The sequence below is a fragment of the Microbacterium sp. 1.5R genome, assembly GCF_001889265.1.
Taxonomy (GTDB): domain Bacteria; phylum Actinomycetota; class Actinomycetes; order Actinomycetales; family Microbacteriaceae; genus Microbacterium.
Window position 1 is genome coordinate 514570 of sequence record NZ_CP018151.1, and the last position, 23473, is coordinate 538042.

General features: G+C 68.6%; 21 protein-coding genes. 12 read left to right on the forward strand and 9 right to left on the reverse strand.

What is annotated here, in order from left to right:
* Positions 1-14 precede the first annotated feature (14 nt).
* The 7 genes from BMW26_RS17550 to BMW26_RS02470 are packed head-to-tail and all read left to right on the forward strand — an operon-like array spanning position 15 to position 9169.
* Positions 15-1379 (forward strand): hypothetical protein, encoded by a 1365-nt coding sequence (locus BMW26_RS17550; protein ID WP_053098675.1) that lies wholly within the window; start codon positions 15-17, stop codon positions 1377-1379.
* Positions 1376-2620 (forward strand): FHA domain-containing protein, encoded by a 1245-nt coding sequence (locus tag BMW26_RS02445; protein ID WP_072590668.1) that lies wholly within the window; start codon positions 1376-1378, stop codon positions 2618-2620. The genes BMW26_RS17550 and BMW26_RS02445 overlap by 4 nt, the downstream gene beginning before the upstream one ends.
* Complete coding sequence (gene eccCa / locus BMW26_RS02450) at positions 2617-6591, forward strand: type VII secretion protein EccCa (protein ID WP_072590669.1); 3975 nt, start codon at positions 2617-2619, stop codon at positions 6589-6591. The genes BMW26_RS02445 and eccCa overlap by 4 nt, the downstream gene beginning before the upstream one ends.
* Before the next feature lie 19 nt (positions 6592-6610).
* Positions 6611-6913 carry an SAV_915 family protein gene (locus BMW26_RS02455; protein ID WP_053098678.1) on the forward strand — a complete coding sequence of 101 codons (303 nt, stop codon included), beginning with the start codon at positions 6611-6613 and terminating at the stop codon, positions 6911-6913.
* Complete coding sequence (locus BMW26_RS02460; RefSeq protein WP_053098679.1) at positions 6910-7206, forward strand: hypothetical protein; 297 nt, start codon at positions 6910-6912, stop codon at positions 7204-7206. The genes BMW26_RS02455 and BMW26_RS02460 overlap by 4 nt, the downstream gene beginning before the upstream one ends.
* Positions 7206-8417, forward strand: a complete 1212-nt coding sequence (locus tag BMW26_RS02465; protein ID WP_056276658.1) for a hypothetical protein — start codon at positions 7206-7208, stop codon at positions 8415-8417. The genes BMW26_RS02460 and BMW26_RS02465 overlap by 1 nt, the downstream gene beginning before the upstream one ends.
* Positions 8417-9169, forward strand: a complete 753-nt coding sequence (locus tag BMW26_RS02470) for a hypothetical protein (RefSeq protein ID WP_072590670.1) — start codon at positions 8417-8419, stop codon at positions 9167-9169. The genes BMW26_RS02465 and BMW26_RS02470 overlap by 1 nt, the downstream gene beginning before the upstream one ends.
* A 25-nt stretch (positions 9170-9194) precedes the next feature.
* On the opposite strand, the gene BMW26_RS02475 is transcribed toward BMW26_RS02470, so the two are convergent.
* Both BMW26_RS02475 and BMW26_RS02480 read right to left on the reverse strand, forming a co-directional pair.
* Entirely contained in the window at positions 9195-9665 is a 471-nt protein-coding gene (locus tag BMW26_RS02475) for a recombinase family protein (RefSeq protein ID WP_056276664.1), read from the reverse strand.
* Positions 9666-9717: 52 nt separating this feature from the next.
* The gene (locus BMW26_RS02480; RefSeq protein ID WP_072590671.1) at positions 9718-10707 is read right to left on the reverse strand and encodes a malate dehydrogenase; all 990 of its coding nucleotides are present in this window, start codon (positions 10705-10707) and stop codon (positions 9718-9720) included.
* 50 nt (positions 10708-10757) lie between these two features.
* Here BMW26_RS02480 and ypfJ point away from each other — a divergent pair, with 50 nt between their 5' ends.
* Both ypfJ and pip read left to right on the forward strand, forming a co-directional pair.
* Positions 10758-11639, forward strand: a complete 882-nt coding sequence (gene ypfJ, locus BMW26_RS02485) for a KPN_02809 family neutral zinc metallopeptidase (RefSeq protein ID WP_056276671.1) — start codon at positions 10758-10760, stop codon at positions 11637-11639.
* Between the two features lie 9 nt (positions 11640-11648).
* Positions 11649-12611: a prolyl aminopeptidase gene (pip, locus tag BMW26_RS02490; protein WP_198032371.1), complete on the forward strand. Its 963-nt coding sequence runs from the start codon at positions 11649-11651 to the stop codon at positions 12609-12611.
* A gap of 24 nt (positions 12612-12635) precedes the next feature.
* Here pip and BMW26_RS02495 read toward each other — a convergent pair whose 3' ends face one another.
* From BMW26_RS02495 to BMW26_RS02505, 3 genes are read right to left on the reverse strand one after another with little or no spacing between them, the layout of a single operon-like run.
* Positions 12636-14390 (reverse strand): aldehyde dehydrogenase family protein, encoded by a 1755-nt coding sequence (locus tag BMW26_RS02495; protein WP_072590672.1) that lies wholly within the window; start codon positions 14388-14390, stop codon positions 12636-12638.
* 28 nt (positions 14391-14418) lie between these two features.
* The gene (locus BMW26_RS02500; RefSeq protein WP_072590673.1) at positions 14419-15816 is read right to left on the reverse strand and encodes an MFS transporter; all 1398 of its coding nucleotides are present in this window, start codon (positions 15814-15816) and stop codon (positions 14419-14421) included.
* A gap of 38 nt (positions 15817-15854) precedes the next feature.
* Positions 15855-16118: a glutaredoxin family protein gene (locus BMW26_RS02505; RefSeq protein WP_053098687.1), complete on the reverse strand. Its 264-nt coding sequence runs from the start codon at positions 16116-16118 to the stop codon at positions 15855-15857.
* Positions 16119-16226: 108 nt separating this feature from the next.
* Here BMW26_RS02505 and BMW26_RS02510 point away from each other — a divergent pair, with 108 nt between their 5' ends.
* The gene (locus BMW26_RS02510) at positions 16227-16619 is read left to right on the forward strand and encodes an SIP domain-containing protein (protein WP_056276678.1); all 393 of its coding nucleotides are present in this window, start codon (positions 16227-16229) and stop codon (positions 16617-16619) included.
* Positions 16620-16668: 49 nt separating this feature from the next.
* Here the strand turns inward: BMW26_RS02510 and BMW26_RS02515 are convergent, their stop codons facing one another.
* The gene (locus BMW26_RS02515) at positions 16669-17130 is read right to left on the reverse strand and encodes an adenylyltransferase/cytidyltransferase family protein (protein WP_053098689.1); all 462 of its coding nucleotides are present in this window, start codon (positions 17128-17130) and stop codon (positions 16669-16671) included.
* Positions 17131-17292: 162 nt separating this feature from the next.
* Between BMW26_RS02515 and BMW26_RS02520 the strand changes: the two genes are divergently transcribed.
* A complete protein-coding gene (locus BMW26_RS02520; RefSeq protein ID WP_056276680.1) occupies positions 17293-18471 on the forward strand; it encodes a glycosyltransferase in 1179 nt (392 codons plus the stop codon).
* A 177-nt stretch (positions 18472-18648) separates the two neighbouring features.
* Positions 18649-20250, forward strand: coding sequence for a right-handed parallel beta-helix repeat-containing protein (locus BMW26_RS17555; protein ID WP_157557392.1), 1602 nt, complete (start codon positions 18649-18651; stop codon positions 20248-20250).
* 74 nt (positions 20251-20324) lie between these two features.
* Here BMW26_RS17555 and BMW26_RS02540 read toward each other — a convergent pair whose 3' ends face one another.
* Genes BMW26_RS02540 through BMW26_RS02550 form a run of 3 tightly spaced genes read right to left on the reverse strand, consistent with a single transcriptional unit; the run spans position 20325 to position 23335 of the window.
* The gene (locus BMW26_RS02540) at positions 20325-21605 is read right to left on the reverse strand and encodes a nucleotide sugar dehydrogenase (protein WP_072590677.1); all 1281 of its coding nucleotides are present in this window, start codon (positions 21603-21605) and stop codon (positions 20325-20327) included.
* Between the two features lie 12 nt (positions 21606-21617).
* Positions 21618-22343 (reverse strand): polysaccharide deacetylase family protein, encoded by a 726-nt coding sequence (locus BMW26_RS02545; protein ID WP_072590678.1) that lies wholly within the window; start codon positions 22341-22343, stop codon positions 21618-21620.
* Positions 22340-23335: a glycosyltransferase family 2 protein gene (locus BMW26_RS02550; protein WP_072590679.1), complete on the reverse strand. Its 996-nt coding sequence runs from the start codon at positions 23333-23335 to the stop codon at positions 22340-22342. Before BMW26_RS02550 ends, BMW26_RS02545 begins: the two co-directional genes overlap by 4 nt.
* Positions 23336-23473 lie beyond the last annotated feature (138 nt).

Here is a 23473-nt window from a genome sequence, read left to right on the forward strand (position 1 = left end):
GATAGGGTTCAGGTATGTCAGTCGAAACGGTAGAACGGCGTCGGATCGTTCTTCAGAGCGAGGACCGTCGTTTCGACCTCTCGCTTCCCTTCGACGAGACCCTCGATGACGCGCTCGTCCTCAGCGGACTGTCGACGGCCGATCGCTTCGCGACGATCGGTCCCGGCGGATTCGAGATCCCCGGCGACACCGAATGCGAGGACCTCATCGACGGAGGCCTCTACGCGCTGATCGACCGCACGGCACTCGCGCCGCAGGCGCGAGCCACGGGCGCGCCGGAGCGGCCTTCGCGCGCGGACCACGGCGCCCGATGGTGGATGCTCGGCGTCAGCGGACTGCTGCTCGTCGCGGTCTTCGCCCAGGGGGCCGGAGATCCGCTGCTCAGGCTCCTGATCGGTCTCCTCCTCGTGGTCGGCGCCGTGAGCGGTGCCGTCGCATGGTCGCGCCGGGACTCCGCAGCGGGGGTGCGCGGCATCCTCGGCGTCCTCGCGCCTGTCCTCCTGTCGTTCTCGGCCGGAGCGCTCCTGATCCCGGCTCAGCTCGACGCGAGTGCGCACCTCTCTGCCGCATCCGGGTTCCTCGCCGCGGGCATCACCACTTCGGTCATCGCCGTCTCTGCGCGAGCCCGTCCGATGCGCGCGGCCGCCGGAACGGCGACGGTGCTCCTCGTGGGTCTCGCGGCGGTCTGGGGGCTCTCGCTGCTGCTGCGATGGGGCCCCGCCGAGGCCGCAGCCATCTCTCTCGGACTCGTGCCGCTCGGGCTGCGCGCACTGCCCAGCAGCCTGGTGAACCTCCCGGAGGGGTACTTCATCGACTACAAGCACTTCATGACCAGCCGGTGGACGGTCCGAGGAGCGATCCCGGAGTCGGTCGGGCTGCTCCGGCCCGAGCGCATCATCGCCGTCGTCGATGACTCCTCGGCCCGGCTCATCGCCGGAACGGCGGTGCTCAGCGTCGTCGCCGCGCTCATGGCTCCTCTCGCCTTCCTGCGCCCGTGGCCGGACGACCCCTTCGTGATCTCGGGTGGTATCGCACTCCTCGTCTGCGTCGCGCTCGCACTCCTCCTGACCCCTCGGCACACGACGTCGCGCATCCTCCGCTGGCTCCCGCGTGCGGCGGCGGCGGTGGTGTCCGTGGTCGCCGGGCTGCAGGCGGCCGCAGCGCTGGGCTCCGGCTTCCAGGTGCTCGGCGCCGCCGTCCTGTTCGCGGTGGGCCTCGCGGCGGTCGCCGTGATCATCCCCGTCTCCCGCGGTGCGAGCTCGCTCATCTGGTCGCGCTTCGGTGACGCCTTCGAATGGCTCGCCGTCGCCCTCGCCCTTCCCGCGGCGCTGCTCTACGCGAATGTGCTGTCCCTCGTTCGTGGAATGATGGCCGGATGAGCGGGAACGGTGAACCACAGTCCTGGCCGGGCGGTGGAGCGATCCCGCCCGTCCAGCCCGGACCCGGCCAGCTCGGGGAGGTCCCTGCGCTCCCGCCGGCGCTGATCGCCGCGGCCCCCGGTGTCGACGGCGCGCCCCTCCGGTCCGCATCCGCGCCTCCCAGCCCCACTCCGATCGTCTCGACACGCGCCAGGGCGAGACGACCCGAAGACGGGCTCGGTCCGGCTTTCGTCGGCTCGCCCGCGGGAACCGGGGCGCGGATCGCCGCCTTCACGCTCGACAGCGCCGCCGTCATCCTCGCCGCGTCCATCGTCCTCATCACCACTCGCAGCATGCTGCTGGCCGGCCTCACGGTCGCCGAGCTCGCGATCTTCCTGTGCGTGCTCGAAGCGCGCACAGGACTCACCCTGGGCAACGCCGTGCTGCGTCTGCGCGCGTCTCGCGGCGACCGGCCGTACTCGCCCGGCGTGGGGCGCCAGTTCGTGCGGGGGATCATCACCGGCGCCGGCTTCCTCGTCGCGGTCGGCAGCTGGGTCGTCGTCGCCTCGAGCGCATGGGACCGTGGCGGACGTCGTCAATCGTGGGCCGATCGCGTGGCCGGCACGGTCGTCGTCGCCGTCCCGCCTCGGGCGCCCGCCGATGCGCCGCAGGAGGTGACGGTCGCCGAGGTCGCCACTCCGCTCGCTCCTCCGCAGGTCGTGCCTCTCGGTGCCCATCCGTCCGTCGTCGACGAGGACTCCGAGCCCACCGACGCCCGCGCGGCCTCGCACCGCACCGAGAAGCCCGCCCCCGCGGCCCAGGGTGACGACAAGCCGCTCTTCACCGTCGCCCCGGCGGCTGCGCAGCATTCCGATGCTCCGACTCCGGCATCCGAATCCGGGGCGCTGCTCCTGATCTTCGACACCGGCCAGCGCGTGCAGCTGGGGCTCCCTCTGGCGGCGAACATCGGTCGCGCGCCGGTGGCGAGTGTGCACGACGATCGGCTGGTGACCGTGACCGACCCCGACTCCTCGGTGTCGAAGACGCACCTCCGGCTCGAGCACTCGCGCGGCAGAACCTGGGTGACCGATTTCGGCTCCACCAACGGGTCCGACATCCGATCCGACGACGGGCAGACGACCGAGCTCGTCGCCGGCGAGCGCGTTCTGCTCGACGATGCCGACCGGGTGCGCATCGGCAATCGCAGCTTCACCATCAGCCTCCTGCTGGCCACCGACAGCAGCGCCGGAGAGAGAGCATGACAGGACCCCGTCTCGCGCCGCCCCGAGTCCCCTCCGGAAAGCTCCCCGTCCAGGCGCCGCCCGAGCTGCAGCCCAATGACGGCGGTATGGGAATCCTCGGATCCCTTCTGCCGATGCTGGGCAGCGTGGGCGCGATCGTCATGGTCACGATGTCGAACCAGTCGGTGACCGGACTGCTCACCGGCGGGATGTTCCTGCTGTCGTCGCTCGGCTTCGTGGCGGTGAACGGATGGCGTCAGCGATCCCAGCGGCAGGCCGCGACGCTCGGCTCGCGCCGTGAGTATCTCGCCTACCTGACCGAGCTGCGTCAGACCGTGCGGGTCGCGGCTCGCCAGCAGCGCCGTGCCGCGAACTGGCACCTCCCCGCACCGTCGGCGCTGCCGTACATCGCCGAAGAGCGCACCAGGGTGTGGGAACGCGGGATGAACGATCCCGACTTCCTGACGGTACGTGTCGGCACGAGCGACCAGCCGCTGTGCATCTCGCTCGAGGCACCGGAGCTGCCGCCGCTCGCCCAGCTCGACCCGGTCGCCGCCTCTGCCGCGCACCGCTTCATGCTGACGCACGAGATCCAGAAGAACCTCTCGCTCGGCATCACGCTGCGCGACTACGCCCGTGTCGAGATCACGGGAGACGAGACCGAGTCCCGCGGCCTCGCGCGCGCCATCCTGCTGCACCTCGCGACGATGCACGATCCCGACACGGTGCAGGTCGTCATCGCGGCGGACGCGGCGGTGCTCCCGCAGTGGGAGTGGGCGAAGTGGATGCCGCACACGCACTCGCGCACGGTCAGGGACGGGCTCGGCGCTGCGCGCATGATCGGCTCTCAGCTGTCGGAGCTCGAGGAGATGCTTCCGGCCGAGGTCAGGGAGCGGTCGCGTTTCGCGCGTGACGGATCCGGTGCCAAGGTGCCGCACATCGTCATCCTGACCGATGGGGTCAGCACCTCCTTCAACGACGCGCTCGTCAGCGGCGACGGCGTGCAGGGTGTGACCGTGATCGACCTCCCCTCACGGTGGGGCGATCTCGACGATCCGAACGCCCTGCGCATCGCGTTCGAGCCGGGGGACAAGGGTCGCCGAGCCGAGCTGGTCAGCCTGCAGGTTCCCGCGCGTCCGTTCGAAGCAGACTCGATCAGCATCGTCGAGGCCGAGGCGACAGCGCGTCGACTCATCGCCCTCTACGCGGGTGGCACGACCGTCGCGAAGAAGAAGAGCGCGACCGATCAGGCGGAGCTCGTCGAGCTGCTCGGCCTTCCCGACGTCCGCGATCTCGATCTCGATGCCGCGTGGGCTCCGCGTCTCGAGCGCGACCGTCTCCGGGTGCCCATCGGGCAGACCGAAGACGGCAGCCCTCTGATCCTCGACATCAAGGAATCGGCCCAGCAGGGCATGGGCCCGCACGGCCTCATCATCGGTGCGACGGGTTCGGGCAAGTCCGAGGTCCTCCGCACGCTCGTGCTCGCGCTGGCGATGACGCATTCTCCCGAGCAGCTCAACTTCGTGCTGGTCGACTTCAAGGGTGGTGCCACCTTCGCCGGTATGGCGGACATGCCCCACGTCTCGGCGATCATCACGAACCTCGGCGAGGAGATCTCGCTGGTCGATCGTATGCAGGATGCGCTGCAGGGCGAGATGGTCCGCCGTCAGGAGCTGCTGCGGGCGACGGGGCCCTTCGCCAACGTCGCAGACTACGAGAAGGCCCGCCGTGGCGGACGAACGGACCTCGCTCCGCTTCCCGCTCTGCTCATCGTCGCCGACGAGTTCTCGGAGCTGCTGTCGGCGAAGCCGGAGTTCGTCGACACGTTCGTCAACATCGGTCGCCTCGGACGTTCGCTCCAGGTGCACCTGCTGCTCTCCTCGCAGCGCCTGGAAGAGGGCAAGCTGCGCGGTCTCGACACGCACCTGTCGTACCGGATCGGCCTCCGCACGTTCTCGGCCGCCGAGTCGCGCACCGTGCTCGGAGTTCCTGACGCGTACCACCTGCCCACTCAGCCCGGTGCCGGAATCCTGAAGTCCGACACCGAGACCATGACGCAGTTCCGCGCCGCCTATGTGTCCGGGCCCCCGCCCCGCCGTCGGCGCCGCGCGGCATCGGGCTCTGCGCAGAGCACCGGGTCGACAGCGGTCGAGCTCTTCACCGCAGCACCCGTGTGGCGGGCCGAGACGCCCGTCGACGAGCCTGAGGTCGTCGTCGACGCCGAGCCCGAGGAGAAGCGCAACACGTTCGAGATCGCCGTCGAGACGATGAGTGGCCGAGGACCGGCCGCCCACCAGGTGTGGCTCCCGCCGCTCGAGACGCCCGCGACGCTCGACCAGCTGTTCGGCGACCTCGTCGAAGACCCCGCCCTCGGTCTCATCTCCCCGCGCTGGCGGGGCGCCGGCGCACTCACCGTGCCGCTGGGAATCGTCGACGTGCCGCTCGAACAGCGACGCGAGAACCTCGCGATCTCGCTCGGAGGGGCGGCCGGTCACATGGCGATCGTGGGCGCTCCGCTCAGCGGCAAGAGCACCCTCGCCCGCACCACGTTGGTCGCGCTGGCGCTCACGCACACTCCGCAGGAGGTGCAGTTCTTCGTCATCGACTTCGGCGGCGGCAGCTTCACCGGCCTGCAGCGGTTCACGCACATCAGCGGGGTGGCCACGCGTTCGGAACCCGACATCGTGCGTCGCACGGTGGCCGAGGTCACGGGCCTGCTCAACGCCCGCGAGGTGTACTTCCGTCAGAACGGCATCGACTCGATCGACACCTACCGCCAGCGCCGCGCCCAGGGACTCGCCGACGACGGCTACGGCGACATCTTCCTCCTGGTCGACGGCTGGGGAACCCTGCGTGCCGAGTTCGAGATGCTCGAACCCCAGATCCAGGCGATCGCCGCGCGCGGCCTCACCTACGGTGTGCACATCGTCATCACGGCGTCGCGCTGGATGGAGGTCCGAGCCAACATCAAGGACCTCATCGGCACCCGCATCGAGCTGCGCCTCGGCGATCCGACCGACTCCGAGGTCAACCGCAAGGCCGCCGAGAACGTCACGTCGATCCCGGGCCGCGGACTCAACGAGAACGGCCTGCAGATGCTGACCGCACTGCCGCGCATCGACGGTGTCGATGACGCCTCCTCGCTGGCCGACGGCATCGACGACCTGGTCACCCGGGTGGCATCAGCGTGGCACGGCCCCGCGGGTCCGAAGCTTCGTCTGCTGCCGTCGCGCATCAGCCACGCCGATCTGCGAGCGGTCGCCGCCGCCGCTTCGACCGACGGCTCGGAACCCCGCGAGATCCTGCTGGGAATCGACGAGGCCAACCTCGCCCCGTTCTCGATCGATCCGCTCGAAGAGCCTCTGCTCTACCTCTACGGCGACGCCGACTCGGGCAAGTCGTCGATGCTCCGTGGCGTCGTGCATGAGATCACGCGTCTCTACGGCCCGACGGAGGCGAAGATCTTCGTCGTCGACTATCGCCGAGCGCTGCTGGGCGAGATCCCGCAGGAGTATCTCGGCGCCTACCTCACGTCGCACGAGATGACCGAGGGCGGGATGAGCGAGCTCGCGCAGTTCTTCCAGAGCCGCATCCCCGGCGCCGATGTCACGCCCGACCAGCTGCGCTCCCGGTCGTGGTGGAAGGGCGCCGAAGGTTTCGTGCTGATCGACGACTACGACCTCGTGGCGACGTCGCAGGGCAATCCGGTCGCTGTGCTCGCACCTCTGCTCGCGCAGGCCGCCGACCTCGGGCTCCACGTGATCCTCACGCGTCGCACCGGCGGAGCCAGCCGCGCGGCCTACGATCCGATCATCCAGCGGATGACCGACCTGGGCGCCACCGGCATCCTGCTCTCGGGAAACCCCGAGGAGGGTCAGCTGATCGGCAAGGTCAAGGCGATCCCGGCCATTCCGGGGCGTGCCCAGATCGTCAGCCGAGACCGCGGGCTGGTCGCCGCCCAGCTGCTGTGGGTGCCGCCGAGCTACCAGTAGGACCGAGAGAGAGGCCGTCATGACCTTCGAACCCCTAACGCCGTCTCAGCCGATGGTGCCGCCCGTGCTGTATCTGCCGTTGAGCGTGACGTCGACTCCGGAGGCGCAGCTCGTCGAGATCAGGGAGTTGAAGGACGGGCGACTCGCTCTCCTCGCATACACGGCGCTCGACCGGCTGCTGACGCTTGCGGGCGAACGGCAGCCGTGGATCCTGGTGCGCACCGAGGACCTCGCGGAGATCAAACGCGCGCAGCCGTACGACGTCGTGATCTTCGATCTCGATGTGCCCGCGTCGTATCGACGGGACGGGGCGATCGCATGACTCGCATCGCGATGGACCCGGAGGTCATGGCCGTCCACGCGAGCATGCATGAGGAGGCCGTGGAGGCGATCGAAGGCAAGCTCGCCGCCATTCCGACCGCCGTCGACGGTGGCCTCGCTTCCGATGCGGTGGCGGCGATCATGATGCGGGTCGGTGACGGCGTCGACGCGCTGTACCGGATCAACGGCACGCTCGGAGAGATCGTCCGTGCCATCGCACAGGATTCTGCGACGAACGAGCAGGACGTGATCGATCAGCTCACCCCGGTCGCGACGATCGTCGAGGACCTCTGATGACGATCGACACGACCACCCATGGTGACGCCGCGCAGGTGCGGGCGGCTGCGGAGTGGCTCGATCCCGGTCTGAAAGACGCGGCCGACGGTTCGTCCCGCACGACGAGCTTCATCCCCACGGGCGTGCGATCGCACTGGTACGGCGAATCGGCTGACGATTACGTCACCATCCTGTCGCGGACCACGGACGCGGCGGACGAGATCGCAGGGTTGGCGCGCGACGCGGCGGAGAAGCTGCGCTCGTACGCCGGCCAGCTGGAGCGGATGAAGGAGGACTTCGCCGCGCATCGGGAGAAGGCCCGCGGCGAGGGGCTCCCCGTGAACGGAATGGTGATCGGTCGGCCGGTCTCCCTGATTCCCGTGTGTCCTGCGACGCGCGACGATCCGTACTGGGATGAGTGGCAGCAGCACCTCGACCGCATCGACCTGTACAACAAGATCGCCGAGGACGTCGGTTCGTGGTGGGGCGAGCTCGAAGTCTGGATCAGCGAGAATCTCGACGGCTTCCTCGATGGGCTCCCGACGCAGTCCACCGCACAGAAGATCCTCGCCGGGCTCCACGAGGCGGGCGGTGAGGCTCCGAAGATCTACCTCGAAGGGCAGGCGCTCGCGTGGAAGACGACGGCGACCGACCTTGTCTCCCATGCGGAGGATCTCCGCCTCGGGGCCTCCGACTTCGTGCGCGAGCTGCGGTCCGGGAACCCGGCTGTGAAGGCGGCTGCGGAGGCGGCCAACCCCGGCGGAATGCGCTGGGCGGCGGACGAGGCGGAAGACCTCGCTCGGCGACTCTCCCGAGCGGGCAAGGCGCTGCCGGTCGTGGGTTGGGGCATCGACATCTGGAACCTGGGTTCCGACATGTCCACAGGTGACGACCCCTCCTCCACTGCTGTGGAGATCGGCGGCGGTGTCATCGGCGGCATCGCTGCCACCGCCGGCGTCGCGGCTCTCGCCGCGGCGGGCGTGATCACTCTGCCGGTCTGGGGCACTGCGGTCGTCGTCGGCGGGGCAGCGGTGGCAGTGGGCGCCGGCGCTGTCTGGGCGTACGAGAGCTGGGTGCCGCAGGACGTGCGGGAGTCCATCGATGCAGGGATGGAGAACGCATGGGACGCGACCACGGACTTCGCCGAGGACGCGTGGGAGAACACCACCGATTTCGTCGGCGACGTCGGTGACGGCGTCGGGAAGGCGTGGAAGGGTCTGTTCGGGTGATGGGGCAGGAGAAGACCGCGGAGACCGTCTGGGTTCCCGGCCATGCCGGATGGCAGGGCCAGAAGGGGTCGACGACGGGGCTGGTGGTGCTCGGCGTCGTGCTCACGGCAGCAGTCGTCTTCTATGCGGTGACACTGCTGGCTGACCCCGCCCCGGCCATGAAGCTCCTCGGATCGGGGGTCGTGCTGGCGGTCGGCGTCGCGGCGTGGCTGTTGACCGCTCATCTCCGGATCGAACGAGTGAGGGTCGTACGGGTTGCGGTCGACGGATCGACGGTCGTGTTCGGCGGTGCGGCGGAGGTCGTCTGGCCGCTGCGCGCGTTCGTCGCAGCCGGAGCGCTGCTCCTCGCCGGATGGGCGTGGAGCATCTTCACCGTTCCTGCCGAACGGATGACGATACTGACTCTGCTGGGCGTGCCGGTGATCGGGCTGATCCTGCTCACCGTCGGCGTGCGCTCGTGGTTCCGTCCTCTCGACGGCCATCGCCTCACCCTGCGTCGTGACGGGGTCGAGCTGCGGATTCCACGCAACCGCGTGAATGCGGCCTGGGATGAGATCTCGGCTGCATCATTGGAGGGCGATCGCGTGGTCGTCCGTACGACGACGACGCGACCATCCTCGTGGGCGACGCGCGATCTCGCGAGTGATCCGGTGATCCTCGCGGAACTCGTCTCTTTCTACGGGAAACGCCCCGCAGCCCGCGCCGAGATCGGAGCGGGAACTCTCGCTCGACTTCGCTCGGGAGACTTCTGAGCGCGAGACATGTGAACCCGCGAGCTCAGCGCGTGGCGTCGGCCAGATGACGCGCGTCGTGACTCAGCACCTTGACGATGATGCCGTGGCGACGCAGCTCCTTGGCGGTACGCGCGCCCTCTTCGGAGTCGCGGCCGAGAGCGTTGATGTTCGCCACGACCAGGACGTCACCGGGCTTCAGTGTGCTGATCAATCGCGACAGCCGATCGCTCCAGCTCTCGAGGATGTCGGGAGCGGGGTGCCGGAATCCTTCGATCGGCACCCCGAAACGTGTGAGATCGTCGCGCTGCTCGACCACCGAGGGCATGCCCTCGCGGGAGACCACGAGCCCGACCAGACGTGAACCGTCAGGGCGTGCGAGCCAGAAGTCGCGATTCTGCTGCAGTTCTGTGAAGCACTTGGGGCACTCCGCAGCCGCGTGCGGCAGATGCAGCGGGCTCGTCAGGGCCTCGTCGACGGATGCCGTCGCCTTCATGGGATCGATCGTCTCGCTCATCGCGCACCTCCGGCATCCATTCTGCCCTGCGCGGAGCCGGAGCGGTGACCTTTCAGAGCATCCCGAGGGCTGTGACCGCGTCCCGTTCCTCGACGAGCTCGGCCACCGAGGCGTCGATGCGCGTGCGGGCCCACTCGCTGACCTCGAGCCCCTCGACGATCTGCCATTCTCCGTCGACCGACCGCACGGGGAACGACGAGATCAGGCCGGCGGGCACGCCGTACTCGCCATGCGAGACCACGCCGGCCGAGGTCCAGTCGTCGGTGCCGCGCACCCAGTCGCGCACATGCTCGATCGTGGCGTTCGCGGCGGAGGCGACGGACGATGAGCCGCGCACCTCGATGATCTCGGCACCTCGCTTCGCGACCCGGGGGATGAAGGTCTGCTCGAGCCACGTGGGCACATCGCCGACGATGGCCTCGAGCGCATCCGCGACGGGCCTGCCGCCGACGGTCGCGTGCGAGACGTCGGGGAACTGCGTCGCGGAGTGATTGCCCCAGATCGGCACACGTCGCACGGTGTCGACCGGCACGGCGAGCGTCTGTGCCAGCTGGGCTCTGGCGCGATTCTCGTCGAGCCGGGTGAGCGCCGCGAATCGCTCGGCCGGAACGCCGTCCGCCGAGGCCGACGCGATCAGCGCGTTCGTGTTCGCCGGGTTGCCGACCACCGTGACCCGCACGCCATCCGCGGCATGGGCGGCGATCGCGGCACCCTGGGGACCGAAGATGCCGGCGTTGGCCGCGAGCAGGTCTCCGCGCTCCATGCCCGGCCCGCGCGGTCTCGCGCCGACGAGCAGAGCGAGATCGCACCCGTCGAAGCCGACGGCCGGGTCGTCCGTGACCTCGACGTGCTCGAGCAGTCCGAAGGCGCCGTCCTGCAGTTCGAGGGCCGCACCCTCGGCGGCGCCGAGCCCCTGAGGGATCTCCAGCAGCCGCAGCCGTACCTTCTCGTCGGGGCCCAGCAGGTCTCCCGCGGCGATCCTGAAGAGCAGTGCGTAGCCGATCTGTCCGCCCGCACCCGTGAGCGTGATGGTGGTCGTCATGCCTCGAGCCTACGACGGTGCGAGCCCGTGGTGCAGAGTACCCTCGTGGCATGACCTTCAACCCTGACGCAGACGTCTCCGGCAACACGGCCCGCCGACGTGGCCGTGGTGCCGTCGTCGCCGGAGCGGGCGGCGTCGGCCTGCTCGGCATCATCGCCCTGATCGCCGGACCCCTGCTCGGCATCGATCTGACCGGCCTCCTGGGCGGCGGCACGACCGGTGGCGGGACGGAGCCGCAGGGGGGCAGTGTGATCGAGAACTGCCAGACCGGCGAGGATGCCAACGAGAACGTCGACTGCCGTGTCGCCGCATCCCAGCTCGCGCTCGACGGCTACTGGGAGGACTACATCGATCCGTATCGGCCGCCGCAGCTGATCGTGGTCGATGGAGCGACCTCGACCGCCTGCGGCACCGCGTCGAACGCGGTCGGTCCCTTCTACTGCCCGCCGGATGAGACGGTCTACATCGACCCCACGTTCTTCGATCTGATGGAGCAGCAGTTCGGAGCATCCGCCGGCAACCTCGCCCAGCTGTACATCGTCGGGCACGAGTGGGGACACCACATCCAGTACATCACCGGCGTCATGGACAGGTACCCGAACAACGGCACGGGGCCGGACAGCAACGGCGTGCGCGTCGAGCTGCAGGCCGACTGCTATGCGGGTGCGTGGATCGGGCAGATGACGAAGGAGAAGGACCCCGACGGGGTTCCTTACCTCCTGCCGCCGACCGAGGCGGAGCTCGAGGACGCCCTGAACGCCGCGAACACCGTCGGCGACGACAACATCCAGCAGCAGTCGTCCGGCACCGTCAATCCCGAGAGCTTCACGCACGGCACGAGTGTGCAGCGCAAGGCCTGGTTCGCCCAGGGATACACCAACGGTCTGGACGTCTGTGAGCAGCCGCTGACCGTGTCCGGCGGAGAGCTGTAGGCAGGCGCGATGGACCTGGACGCGCTGTACCCGCCCATCGAGCCCCATGAGACGGGCGAGCTGCTCGTCGGTGACGGACACCGCATATACTGGGAGGTCAGCGGGAACCCCGAGGGCAAGCCCGTGGTCTTCCTCCACGGCGGACCGGGCAGTGGCACCTCGCCCTGGCAGCGACGATTCTTCGACCCGGAGGTCTACCGCATCGTGCTGCTCGACCAGAGGGGCTGCGGGCGCAGCACCCCGCACGCGAGTGCGCCGGACGCCGACCTCCGCTTCGTCACCACCGCGCACCTGATCGCCGACATCGAGCTGCTGCGCAAGAACCTCGGCGTCGAGCAGTGGCAGGTGTTCGGGGGATCGTGGGGTAGCGCGCTCGCACTCGCCTATGCGCAGGCTCATCCGGATGCCGTCAGCGAGCTGATCCTGCGAGGCATCTTCACCCTTCGGCGCGCAGAGCTCGAATGGTTCTACGAGGGCGGGGCCGCCGCGCTGTTCCCCGACCTGTGGGAGGAGTTCATCGCTCCGATTCCGGTGCTCGAGCGCTCGCACATGATCGAGGCCTACCACCGGCGTCTGTTCGACGCCGACCCTGCGGTGCATGGTCCGGCGGCGGTGGCCTGGTCACGGTGGGAGGCGTCGACCGTGACCCTTCGCCCGGACGCCGCGCAGATCGAGGCGATGTCAGACCCGGACACGGCTATCGCCTTCGCCCGGATCGAGAATCACTTCTTCGTGAATCGCGGATGGTGGAGCGAGGGTCAGCTGATCGACGGTGTCGACGGCATCCGCCATATCCCGACGGTCATCGTGCAGGGACGCCACGACGTGTGCACGCCGATGATGACGGCGTGGGATCTACACGTGGCCTGGCCGGAGGCGGAGTTCGTCGTGGTCGACGACGCGGGTCACTCGGCGACGGAGCCCGGCATCCAGCGAGCGCTGCGTGCAGCGACCGACCGCTTCTCGGCCTGACGGCTCGCGGCCGCAGGGAGTGCGTCAGGCGCGCAGAGCCGCAGTCAGCGTCTTCACCAGCCGGATCAGACCGCCGTCGGCGCGGAATCGCGTGAGTCCTTCGCTGACCGTCGCCCCCGTGCGCGCGGAGACGAACCACGGCGGCTTCGGGAGGATGCTGAGGCGTCCGCCGCCATTCGCCACCGGGAGCGACCGGGGGAAGGGACGGAACGGTCCGCGGATCACCGAGCGCTCGACGCGGTCGAGAAGGAGCGCGTTGTGGACCACTCCGATGCCGCTGCCGACGTCGGCGATCGTGCTGCCGGGGAATGCTCCCCAGGTCATCGTCGGGGTGATGAAGCCGAAGGCGGTCCAGCCGTTGATCGCGATAGACCCGTAGCGCAGGGCGGCGATGGCACGGTCGAATCCGGCGCCGAGGGCCTTCTCGGTCGACGGCTCGATGAGCAGGTTCGCCCCGAGGGTCCCCTGCAGCCGGTCATTCGCATAGGCCACCGCCGAGTCGAGGAACTCCTGACCGGTTCCGGCGAGCGAGACGACGCCCAGCACCGGGGCGAAGTACTCGGTGCTCTGCAGCGCCGTGGCGTCGTCGCCCTCGGAGACCTCGACCAGCACCCTGTCGCCGAGCACGAGGGCATCGGGGTACGCGTCGGTCGCGAGGTGCATCCGCGAGGGGGAGCCCGGGTACCAGATCGGTCGTTCCGGAGCGTTCGCATAGGCGCGGCGGAGCGCCGCCCGGAAGTCATCGGCCTGCGCCCAGTCGGAGGACATGATGACGACCTGCCCGGCGATGCAGTTGTGGCCGCTGTTCTGCAGGCGCATGGTGGCGACGTGCTCGGCCTGGTACGTGAGATCGGCGTCGGTCCACTCGCCCGGCACGATGATGATGGGCGATACTCCGCCGAGCTCGGCGGTGATGGGCTTCTTCAGCAGCGGGCGGTCCTCACGGCGTCGCCGGGTGGCGGCAGCTCCGGTGCCCCACACGATCGTGTCGAAGGTCGCGGCCGATCCGGTGATGTGCACGTGCGCGAGGCCGGAATGGCCGGTGAGGTAGGTGCCGACCTCGGGCCCGCCACGGGTGATGCGCAGCAGTCCTGGGCCGATGAGCGGTGCGAGCGCCCGCTTGTAGACGGGCACCAGCGCATCCTGGGTCGGATTGACCTTGAGCAGCGCCGTGCGATTGTGCGCGAGCAGTTCGTAGAGCACGTCGAGCACGGGGATCGAGGTGATGTTGCCGGCGCCGAGCACGAGCCCCACGCCTCCCGATTCCGAGGGTGTGCGCTGGGCCAGTCCGGCCGCGGCGCGTGCGCCGTTCGGGGTCACCCCGGGTTCGAGCCAGACCTCGCTCGTGTAGCCCGAGAGCAGGAACCGATCGAGGCCCGTGAGAGGGAAGGCATGCACGCGGGTGCGTCCACCGGGGGCGCGGTCGATCGTGATCCCGTCGAGCGGATTGGTGCCGTGCGCGAGGCGCGCGAGGGTCTCGATGTAGGCGTCGAGGGCGCCGAGAACGCTGTAGGGACCGCTGAGCCATTCCTCGCCACGCAGCGGATGCCGGGCGTCGAGGCCCTTCGAGGCGGCTGCGGTGTGCGCCCAGTCCTCAGCAGCGGCGGCGACGCTCGAGCGGACGGCCCGCAGGAGCGTGACCCGCTGAGCCAGTGTCAGCGCTGCCCAGGTTCGGGTGCCGGCGTGCAGGTCCTCGATCGCGGTGTCGAGGCGAGTGCGTTCGGCCTCGCCCAGCTCGGGGCTCGCCGTCGAAGCGGCGGGCGTTGTCGCAGAAGTCATCGGCGTCTCCTTCGGACGGGATCCCAGCTTATGTCGCGTACTCCGGTCGGGTGTCGATGTCGGCGCGACGCAGACGGTAGTGGCGGAGCGTCAGCAGGCTCGCTGCCATCAGGAACGAGGGGAGGATGCTGAACGCCAGCACGATGCCCGTGATCGCGGCATCCGGTTGTGAGGCTGTGGCACCTGCGACGCTCGACACGTAGCCCGTCGCGGCGAGGGTGAGGGACACAGCGCTCGCTCCGAGCGCGAACCCGATGGTCTCTCCCGCCGTCCACACTCCCGTGAAGGTGCCCGCCTGCCCGCGCCCGCTATGCCGCTCATCGTGCGAGATCACGTCGGGGAGCATCGCCATGGGCAGCGACTGCAGCCCGGCGTAGGCGATGCCCGCCACCGCGATCGAGCCGTACATCCATGCTCCCGGCGTCCAGACCGCGACGACGAGCGATGCGGCGGCGGTCAGGAAGACCCCGCTCGCGATCGCGAACGCCCGCTCCTTGCCCAGGCGTCGCGCCACCATCGTCCAGCCGGGCGTCGCCACCAGGGCGGGACCGACGAGTGCCAGGAAGACCAGCGTGACGGCGTCCTCCGAGCGCAGCACCCAAGTGGCCACGTACTGCGCGCCGGCGAGCATCGTGCCGGTGGCGAGCGCCTGCAGGAGGAACGTGCCGAGCAGTGCGCGGAAGGGCTGGCTGCGACGCAACGTGTGCAGGCCCGCAGCGTACTGCTCACGCAAGCCCACGGGGACGAGGGCCTTCGGTCGGTCAGCCGCGGCCATGCTCCGCGCGGCCGCATCGGCTGTCCGCGATGCGATGAGCATGCCGATGCCGATGACCACACCGGCGACCACGCCCATCAGCAGGTATCCCGTGACGGGGTCGGCGGTCGCGCGTCTCAACTCGGGTCCGCCGGCGCCGAAGAGCAGGATGGATGCGGTGAGCACGACCACGCGCCACCCGAGCAGGCGGGTGCGCTCGTCGTACCCTGACGTCAGCTCGGCGGGCAGCGCGACGTAAGGCACCTGGAACAGGCTGAATGACGTCGCGGTGGCGAGGAACGCGAGCAGCACGCACACCGCGCCGGCGAGGGGCCCCCACGCCGGCGGCACCGCGAAGGTCAACGCGAAGAACACGGGGAGCGTCAGAGCGCCGACGACCATGAGTCCGCGACGCGAACCGGTCTTCGCGTACTGGCGGTCCGAGGCTGCGCCGATCAGGGGGTCGATGATGACGTCCCAGATCTTCGCCGCGGTCACGATGAGACCGGCCGCGAGTGCGGCGACGCCGAGATTGTCGGTCAGGAAGTACGTCAGCACGAGCCCGGGCAGCGTGGCATAGCCGCCTGTGCCGAGCGAGCCGATCGCGTACAGGGCGACCGTGCGAACGGGCAGGCGGACGGACGCCCGTTCGGGCCGAGCCGCGGTGCTCATCGCGCCAGTGTATCGGTGCGCGACGAGGCCGCTTCAGGTCAGATCAGGGAGAGTTCGCGGAGCTTCGACTCGACGTCCGCGTTCGACGGCTCGACGTGGTGCGAGGAGTCGGGGTAGACCACGACGGGGATGTTCGTGCGACCGGAGATCTCCTTCGCGACGTCGGCCGCGGAGGGGTCGGCGACGAGGTCGACATAGGTGTACTCCACGCCGAGGGAGTCGAGCTGCTTCTTGGTGCGGATGCAGTCGCGGCACCAATCGGCACCGAACATCGTGATGGCGGAGTCTGCAGGAGAAGTCATGTATCCAGCGTAGAGCCGCTCGGCTGGGCAGGCGCCGAGACGGCGGATGCGGCGATGCGACTGATCCGCCATTGAAAGATAAGGGTACCCTTACCTATACTCGGGCGTATGAACAGCGCATGCGAGCACCTCGAGGATCCGGACTGGGAGAACATCGAGGGAGTCGTGCTGATCGCGGGTGATTCGACCGATGCCGGGGCCATCGCTGCCATCGCCGCTCGCATGCCGTGGGATGCCGAGGGGGTCATCCTCATCGAGGCGGCCGCTCGCATCCAGTTCCGCCACATCGACGTGCCCGAGGGAGTGTCCGTGCGGTGGCTGCTGCGCGGTGACGGTGCCCGTCAGCATGCGAAAGGCGAGCGCCTCGCGAACGCGGTGCACTCCTGGTGCGTCGAGTGGACGTGCGCGGAGCCGGCGCTGCAATGGACGGTCTGGCTCGGTGCGCACACGCCGCCGCACGTCGCACGGATGGCGCGCAGCCTGCTCGGCGTCGCGAACTGACTGACGGCAGGGTCCGGCCCGGGCCCGCCCCGCCGTCAGTCAGGGGCAGTCAGCGCGTCGCGAGCGCAGGAGCGCCGCCGACGGTCGCGCCTGCGCTGATCGCATCGAGCGCACGACGCAGCGACGAGCTCGACGTGTGCGCGGTGTACGGGAAGTACACGACCTCGACGCCGACCTCCCCGAACTCCCTCTCGAGCCGTAGGCCCTTCTCGGTGCCCCGCCAGTCGTCGCCCTTGAAGAAGTGCGTGAACTGCACGTCTCGCCACGAATCCATCTTCGACGGCGTGGTCTCGACGTACACATCATCGACGAACGAGATGTGACGGACGATCTCCGCCCGCTCAACGGTCGGGATGACGGGCTCGATGCCCTTCACCTGCCGCAGCATCTCATCGCTGACGACACCGGCGACGAGAATGTCGCAGTGCTGCTTGGCGTGACGAAGAAGGTTGAGATGCCCGACGTGAAACAGGTCGAAAGCACCCACGGCATAGCCGATGCGCGTCCCCATGATCTCCCCAGATCAGTATTTCCCCAGAGGCGGATCCCCATCCGCCCAGCGACTCCCACAGCCGCATCCCGTCACTCTAGCAGGTCGCGGTTTCCCGACGCATAGGAACACATGGAACTATGGAGTCCGCAGTGATGCCGGTACAGGCGAAGGGGGCGGACAGTGGGGACAGCGGTCACCGTCATCGTGCCGACCTTCAACGAACGCGACAACGTCGCTGAACTGGTGGCCCGCACCGCGCTCGCGCTCGCCGCGTACGACGCCGAGATCCTGTTCGTCGACGACAGCACAGACAGCACGGCCGCCGAGGTCGAGCGGGTGGCAGCCGATGCTCCGCTGCCCGTGCGCGTGATCCACCGGGCCGACAACACCGGTGGGCTCGGGGGAGCGGTCGTCGTCGGGCTGGAGGCCGCACAGCACGATCTCTGCATCGTCATGGACGGCGACCTGCAGCATCCGCCCGAGCTGCTTCCCGTTCTCCTGGGAAGGCACGGCGAAGGCGGCGCCGATCTCGTCGCCGCCTCGAGATACATCGGCGGCGGCGACACGAGCGGCTTGGGAACGGCGGTCCGCTTCGGTGTCTCCAGGGCGGCCACCTGGCTGACACGGGCGATGTTCCCGATCCGTCTCGCCCGCAGCACCGATCCGATGACCGGGTTCTTCCTCGTCGACCGGTCGCGTCTGGACCTGGCCGCCCTCAAGCCGCAGGGATTCAAGATCCTCCTCGAGATCCTCGCTCGCACGGACCTCCGCATCGCCGAGGTGCCGATGGAGTTCGGCGAGCGTCGTCACGGGACCTCCAAGGCGAGCCTGCGTCAGGGGGCGACCTTCGTGGCACACCTGGCCAGACTCCGATTCGGCAAGATGTCGCTCTTCGCGATCATCGGAGTGATCGGCGCGGCCGCGAACCTGGGGATCATGTGGCTGCTCACCGCCGCAGGTGTTCCTTATATATGGGCCGCGATCATCGGCGCCGAGGTCACGATCATCGGCAACTTCCTCCTGCAGGAGCGGTTCGTCTTCGCGGACATGCGCACGGACGCACGCGGACTGGGCGGCCGATTCGCCGCGTCGTTCACCTTCAACAACGTCGAAGCCGCACTGCGGATCCCCGTGATGGCGCTCATGGTCGAGACCTGGCATATCTCCAGCGTGCTCGCGACGGGGCTGTCGCTCATCGTCGCCTTCTTCGCGCGATTCCTCTTCCACTCCCTCGTGGTCTACGCGCCGCAGCGACGGGCGAAGGAGGCGACGCAGGACGGGGAGCCGAAGCCGGACACGGCGACGCTGCGCATCATACGGGCGATCGATGCCGAGGCGATGAAGCCCGGCGAGCTCTGAGCCGAAGAGCGTATCAGGGGGGACCCGGATGCGGAATATATCGCCCTGAAGACATGGGTCTACTGGAATATTCCAGATTCTCGGGTGACATACAGGTTCGACCCACCTAATATGGCCTGCGATAGCCGCCAAACTCTGTGCCTCGGCGCAGCCCCTCCCCGAAACGGCTGGACACCTATGAATAACATTTCTTACCCTGCCCTCGTCCGCTCAACCCGATCCTCCACCTCGACCCCTCGAAGCGCCCGACTTCTGGTCGCTCTCCTGCTCTCGACGATCCTCGTCGCCGCAGGGCTGATCTTCGCTCCACCCGCAAGCGCCGCGACCTCGGTCACGATCAAGCCGGGTTCGCTGTCCACCGTCGCGGTCGGAAGCACCGCGATCCGTGATGCGAAGGTCACAGCATCGACCACCCTCGCTTCGCTGCCCGGTTCCGGGAGCGGCGTCTACACATCTGTGCAGGCCCGATCCGGAAAGACCGGTGCGTACGTCGCTCAGGCCCGCAGCTACCCGAACGGGACCGTCTCGGTCTCGATCAAGCGCATCAACGGGACCGGACGCTCGCTGACCCAGTCGACGATCTCGTCGTACATCACTCTGCCCGAGAAGATCAAGGCGGGCCAGAAGCTCACCCTGACGCTCGAAGCCAAGGGCACCTCCACGGTGACCCTCAAGGCAACCGCCAAGATCGGCACTTCTGCGGCCCGCGAAGTGTCTGCGAAGGACACGTCGGGCTCGCGCATCTCGGCTGAGGGCAAGGGGGCGGTGACCTTCTACACCTCGAAGGGATCGCCGTCGCTCAAGGCCGCGGTGAACTCGTCGTCCTACGCGGCAGCGCAGCTGCCGGCTCCGGCCCCGAAGCCGACTGCCACGACCAAGCCGACCGCTCCGGCACCGGCTCCGGCTCCGGCACCGGCTCCGGCGCCCGCTCCGGCACCTGCGCCGGCTCCCGCACCTGCGCCGGCTCCCGCACCGCCCGCCAACCCGACGGTGCCCGAATCCGGTCACCCGACGGCAGCCACCACCGGCGTACCCGCTGGCGTGACGCTGAAGGTGCACCAGGGCGACCTCGTGATCACGAAGGCCAACACCGTCGTCGACGGGCTGGAGGTCAGAGGGATCATCGAGATCAAGGCGCCCGGCGTCGTGATCAAGAACTCCCGCATCGTCGGCGGTTCGACGGCGCGCAGCATCGGACTCGTCACCAACGTCAACTCGGGTCAGCCGTTCACCATCCAGGACTCCGAGGTCTACGCGGCATCGGAAGACCCGGCATGGAACGGCCTGGTGGGTTCCAACTTCACTGCGCTGCGGATGGACATCCACCGCGTGGTCGATCCCGTCCGCGTCCTCGGAGACAACGTCGTCGTGCGCGACTCCTGGCTGCACGACAACTCCCACTGGGAGAAGGACCCGCTGCGCGGTGGCACGCCGTCGCATGATGACTCGGTGCAGATCGAAGGCGGCGCATCGATCCTCCTCGAGGGCAACCGGATGGAGGGCGCGACGAACGCTGCGGTGCAGATCACCCAGAACTCGTCGATCGCGAAGCTCGGCTCCATCACCATCCGCGACAACTATCTGCAGGACGGTGGTTGCACCATCAACGTCGGAGCATCTGCGGCGAACAACCGACCGATCGTCACGAGCAACGTCTTCGGACCCGAGCGCATCTTCGCCGGGTGCGGGATCGTGGCACCCGTGTCGAGCGCACCGGTGCTCAGCGGCAACATCTGGGAGGTGGGCGCTGTGCCCCTCACCCGCTACACGATCGGCTGATCACTCCCGCCACAACAGAGAAGCCGGGCGGTGCGACATCCTGTCGCACCGCCCGGCTTCATGCATGACCGAGGTCAGAGGCGCTCGATGCCCTCGCCTCGCAGGCGGTTGCGCGTGTCGAAGACGGGTACACCGCTCGCTTCGAGCACCTCGTAGTCGACGTCGTCGTGATCCGTGATGAGCACGATGACGTCGTACGCGTGGAAATCGACCTCCGCGGCGGGGATCCTTTCGACGGTGCGAGGCCAATGGTGCTCTTCGACGTGCGAGTCCACCGCATGCACGACCGCCGATTGATCCTGCAGCAGCTCGATGAGCGGAAGCGCCGGCGACTCGCGGATGTCACCGGTGTTCTTCTTGTAGGCGAGCCCGAGGAGCAGAACGCGCGCGCCGTTGAGTGCGCTGCCCTCCTCGTTGAGGCGTCGGCTGACCCGCTGCAGAACGTATTCGGGCATGTGGTCATTGACGTCATTGGCGAGCTCGACGAACCGGAAGCTCTTGCCGAGCTTGCGACGCACCTGCCACGACAGGTAGCTCGGGTCGACCGGGAGGCAGTGCCCGCCGACGCCGGGACCCGGCGTGAACTTCATGAAGCCGAACGGCTTGGTGGCGGCCGCGTCGATCGACTCCCACACGTTCACACCGAGGGCGTGAGCGAAGACCGCGAGCTCGTTCACGAGAGCGATGTTCACGTGACGGAAGGTGTTCTCGAGGAGCTTCGCCATCTCGGCTTCCTTCGGGGAGCTCACCGGCACGATCGTGTCGACGATCGCCGAATAGAACTCCGACACCTTCGCGAGCGATTCCGGATCGATGCCCGAGACGATCTTCGGCGTCTCCTGCAGGCCCCAGGTCGGGTTGCCCGGGTCGATCCGCTCGGGGCTGTAGCCGGCGAAGAAGTCCGTGCCGGCGGTCAGGCCGGAGCCCTCTTCGAGCAGCGGGATCAGCAGCTCCTGCGTCGTACCCGGATACGTCGTCGACTCGAGAACCACGAGCGCTCCCCGTGTGAGCTGCGGCGCGAGGGACACCGCGGCGCTCTCGATGAACGAGAGGTCCGGAAGTGTCTCTCGAAGCGGCGTCGGCACGGTGATCACGGCGACGTCGAAGCCGGCTGCATCCGCGTAGTCGGACGACACGCGGTAGCGGCCGGAGTCGAGCGCGGCACGCAGCTCGTCGTCCGAGATGTCATCGACATGCGAGCTGCCGGCGCCGAGGCTGTCGATACGGCGTGGATCGAGGTCGAGACCCACGACTTCATGGCCGATGGCGACCGACCGCATCGCGACCGGCAGACCGACATACCCCTGTCCGATGACGACGACCTTCTGTGCCTCTCGGCGGTTCTCCTCAGTCATCTTTCTTCCCCTTCATCGTTTGAACCAGATTCCCTTCACCGGCGAGCCGGAGGTCAGTGCCTGCGCGAGACTGCGCGCGTGGAGTCCTCGCTCGCGATACGCCGCCAGGATGCGGGTCGCGAGAGCGCTCCGATCCACGGTCGGCGGTGAATCGCGGCGACCGCCGTCGGCGAAGCCCGCGTACGAATCGTGCGACAGCAGGATCGCGCCGGCTTCGGCACCGCGAAGCGCGCGGGCGACCCGCTGCTCCGTCGTCGCCTCGCGAGAGTCCCATGCCGTCGGGCCCCAGAGCACGGGTTCGAGACCCGTCGCCTTGATCGCCCTGAAGCTGGTGAGAGACTGCAGTCCGTAGGGCGGGCGGTACCACCGCACCGCAGTGCCGGAGATGTCCTCGAGCTCGGCCTTCGCCGCAGCCGTCCGGTCGCGGACCTCGCGGTAGCCGAGGCGTGAGATCGGCCTATGGTCGGGTCCGTGCAGCGCGACCTCGTGGCCGGCGGCGAGGATGTCCGAGATCAGCGTCCGATGCTCACGGGCCCGCGTCATCAGCACGAAGAAGGTCGCGGACGCGGACTCATCGCGGAGCACCTCGAGAACGCGTTCGGTCTCGACGGGATCCGGTCCGTCGTCGTAGGTGAGCACGAACTCTGGGCGACTCGTGCGCACACGCACGATCGACCCGAGGGGGCCGCCATGGCTGCGCAGCCATCGCCGTGCCGGTGCCGGGACGAACCGGCTCATGCCGAGGCGCCCGGCCGAGAGTATGCGGAGTATGTCTGTCCGATGCTCGCCGAGATCATTCCCGCTCCTCGGTACGCGAGGCGCAGCCCCTTGGCATCGTGGCGGATCGAGCGAGTCAGGCGCCCGAAGAGATGGCGCGCGAATCCTGCGACGACGCGGGCGGCGCCACCGGCGAGTCCCTTCGCGCGGATGAGCAGGCGACGTGCGGTTCGCGACTCCAATCGCAGCTGCACGAGGATCGACACGTTTCCGTGGCTGAACGACCGCTTCAGCGCCCACGGCCGGGTCTGACGTTCGGGCTCCACCGTGTCCTCGGCGACGGATTCGTTGCACCACACGAGGCGCGCGCCCGTCTTCTTCAGGCCCATGCTGAAGAGAGTGTCGGAGCCGCCGCCGAGCCCGATCCGCTGATCGAAGCGCACACCGCTGGCACGCACCTGATTCAGGTCCAGCAGCAGGTTCCCTGTCGCTGCAACACCTATCTCGGTACCTGTCGGGCGTTGCGGACGACGGAAGAGGCCGCTCTCGAGAACCCACGGATCGGCGTCCGGGTCGAAAAGCGACACGACGCGGCCCATGACGGCGGCCGGCTGATCGGAGTTCGACCAGGTGAGCAGAAGCGACGAGATCCACCCCTCGAGCGGAACCTCGTCGTCGTCGATGAACGAGAGGAGGTCGACATCCACCGACTCATCCAGGGCGCGGTTGCGAACCGCGGGGATGCCGGGTGTCGCCTCCGCGACGTAGCGAGTGGCCACGCCGGCGTACTCGTTCTCGACGACCGAGCGAGCGGACTCGGCAGGGTCGTTGTCGATGACGAGGATCGAGACGGACCTCGCGTGTCTGGCGTCGATGAGCGGCGCCAGCTGCTCTCCCACCAGCTGCAGAGTCTGGACCAGACGCTCGGGGCGCTTGAAAGTCGGAATGGCGACGACGAGTGATACCTCGTCGCTCTTCCGCGATTGCGCCGTGCGGTCGTGTGCTGCCTGCATGTGGTTCCCCCTCGGAGCCGACGTGCGTGAATCAGATGTGTACGGTGAACCGGACTGACGGTGTTCGTCGATCGACGGCACGCAGAATCACGTGACCGCAGGGCGCGTGTGTCGCTGCTCCCGCGGGTGCGCCAGAAA

Excerpts from the sequence above, each read along its gene's own strand:
- BMW26_RS17550 (WP_053098675.1), top strand. The coding sequence starts at position 15 with ATGTCAGTCGAAACGGTAGAACGGCGTCGGATCGTTCTTCAGAGCGAG.
- BMW26_RS02445 (WP_072590668.1), top strand. The coding sequence starts at position 1,376 with ATGAGCGGGAACGGTGAACCACAGTCCTGGCCGGGCGGTGGAGCGATC.
- eccCa (WP_072590669.1), top strand. The coding sequence starts at position 2,617 with ATGACAGGACCCCGTCTCGCGCCGCCCCGAGTCCCCTCCGGAAAGCTC.
- BMW26_RS02455 (WP_053098678.1), top strand. The coding sequence starts at position 6,611 with ATGACCTTCGAACCCCTAACGCCGTCTCAGCCGATGGTGCCGCCCGTG.
- BMW26_RS02460 (WP_053098679.1), top strand. The coding sequence starts at position 6,910 with ATGACTCGCATCGCGATGGACCCGGAGGTCATGGCCGTCCACGCGAGC.
- BMW26_RS02465 (WP_056276658.1), top strand. The coding sequence starts at position 7,206 with ATGACGATCGACACGACCACCCATGGTGACGCCGCGCAGGTGCGGGCG.
- BMW26_RS02470 (WP_072590670.1), top strand. The coding sequence starts at position 8,417 with ATGGGGCAGGAGAAGACCGCGGAGACCGTCTGGGTTCCCGGCCATGCC.
- BMW26_RS02475 (WP_056276664.1), bottom strand. The coding sequence starts at position 9,665 with ATGAGCGAGACGATCGATCCCATGAAGGCGACGGCATCCGTCGACGAG.
- BMW26_RS02480 (WP_072590671.1), bottom strand. The coding sequence starts at position 10,707 with ATGACGACCACCATCACGCTCACGGGTGCGGGCGGACAGATCGGCTAC.
- ypfJ (WP_056276671.1), top strand. The coding sequence starts at position 10,758 with ATGACCTTCAACCCTGACGCAGACGTCTCCGGCAACACGGCCCGCCGA.
- pip (WP_198032371.1), top strand. The coding sequence starts at position 11,649 with ATGGACCTGGACGCGCTGTACCCGCCCATCGAGCCCCATGAGACGGGC.
- BMW26_RS02495 (WP_072590672.1), bottom strand. The coding sequence starts at position 14,390 with ATGACTTCTGCGACAACGCCCGCCGCTTCGACGGCGAGCCCCGAGCTG.
- BMW26_RS02500 (WP_072590673.1), bottom strand. The coding sequence starts at position 15,816 with ATGAGCACCGCGGCTCGGCCCGAACGGGCGTCCGTCCGCCTGCCCGTT.
- BMW26_RS02505 (WP_053098687.1), bottom strand. The coding sequence starts at position 16,118 with ATGACTTCTCCTGCAGACTCCGCCATCACGATGTTCGGTGCCGATTGG.
- BMW26_RS02510 (WP_056276678.1), top strand. The coding sequence starts at position 16,227 with ATGAACAGCGCATGCGAGCACCTCGAGGATCCGGACTGGGAGAACATC.
- BMW26_RS02515 (WP_053098689.1), bottom strand. The coding sequence starts at position 17,130 with ATGGGGACGCGCATCGGCTATGCCGTGGGTGCTTTCGACCTGTTTCAC.
- BMW26_RS17555 (WP_157557392.1), top strand. The coding sequence starts at position 18,649 with ATGAATAACATTTCTTACCCTGCCCTCGTCCGCTCAACCCGATCCTCC.
- BMW26_RS02540 (WP_072590677.1), bottom strand. The coding sequence starts at position 21,605 with ATGACTGAGGAGAACCGCCGAGAGGCACAGAAGGTCGTCGTCATCGGA.
- BMW26_RS02545 (WP_072590678.1), bottom strand. The coding sequence starts at position 22,343 with ATGAGCCGGTTCGTCCCGGCACCGGCACGGCGATGGCTGCGCAGCCAT.
- BMW26_RS02550 (WP_072590679.1), bottom strand. The coding sequence starts at position 23,335 with ATGCAGGCAGCACACGACCGCACGGCGCAATCGCGGAAGAGCGACGAG.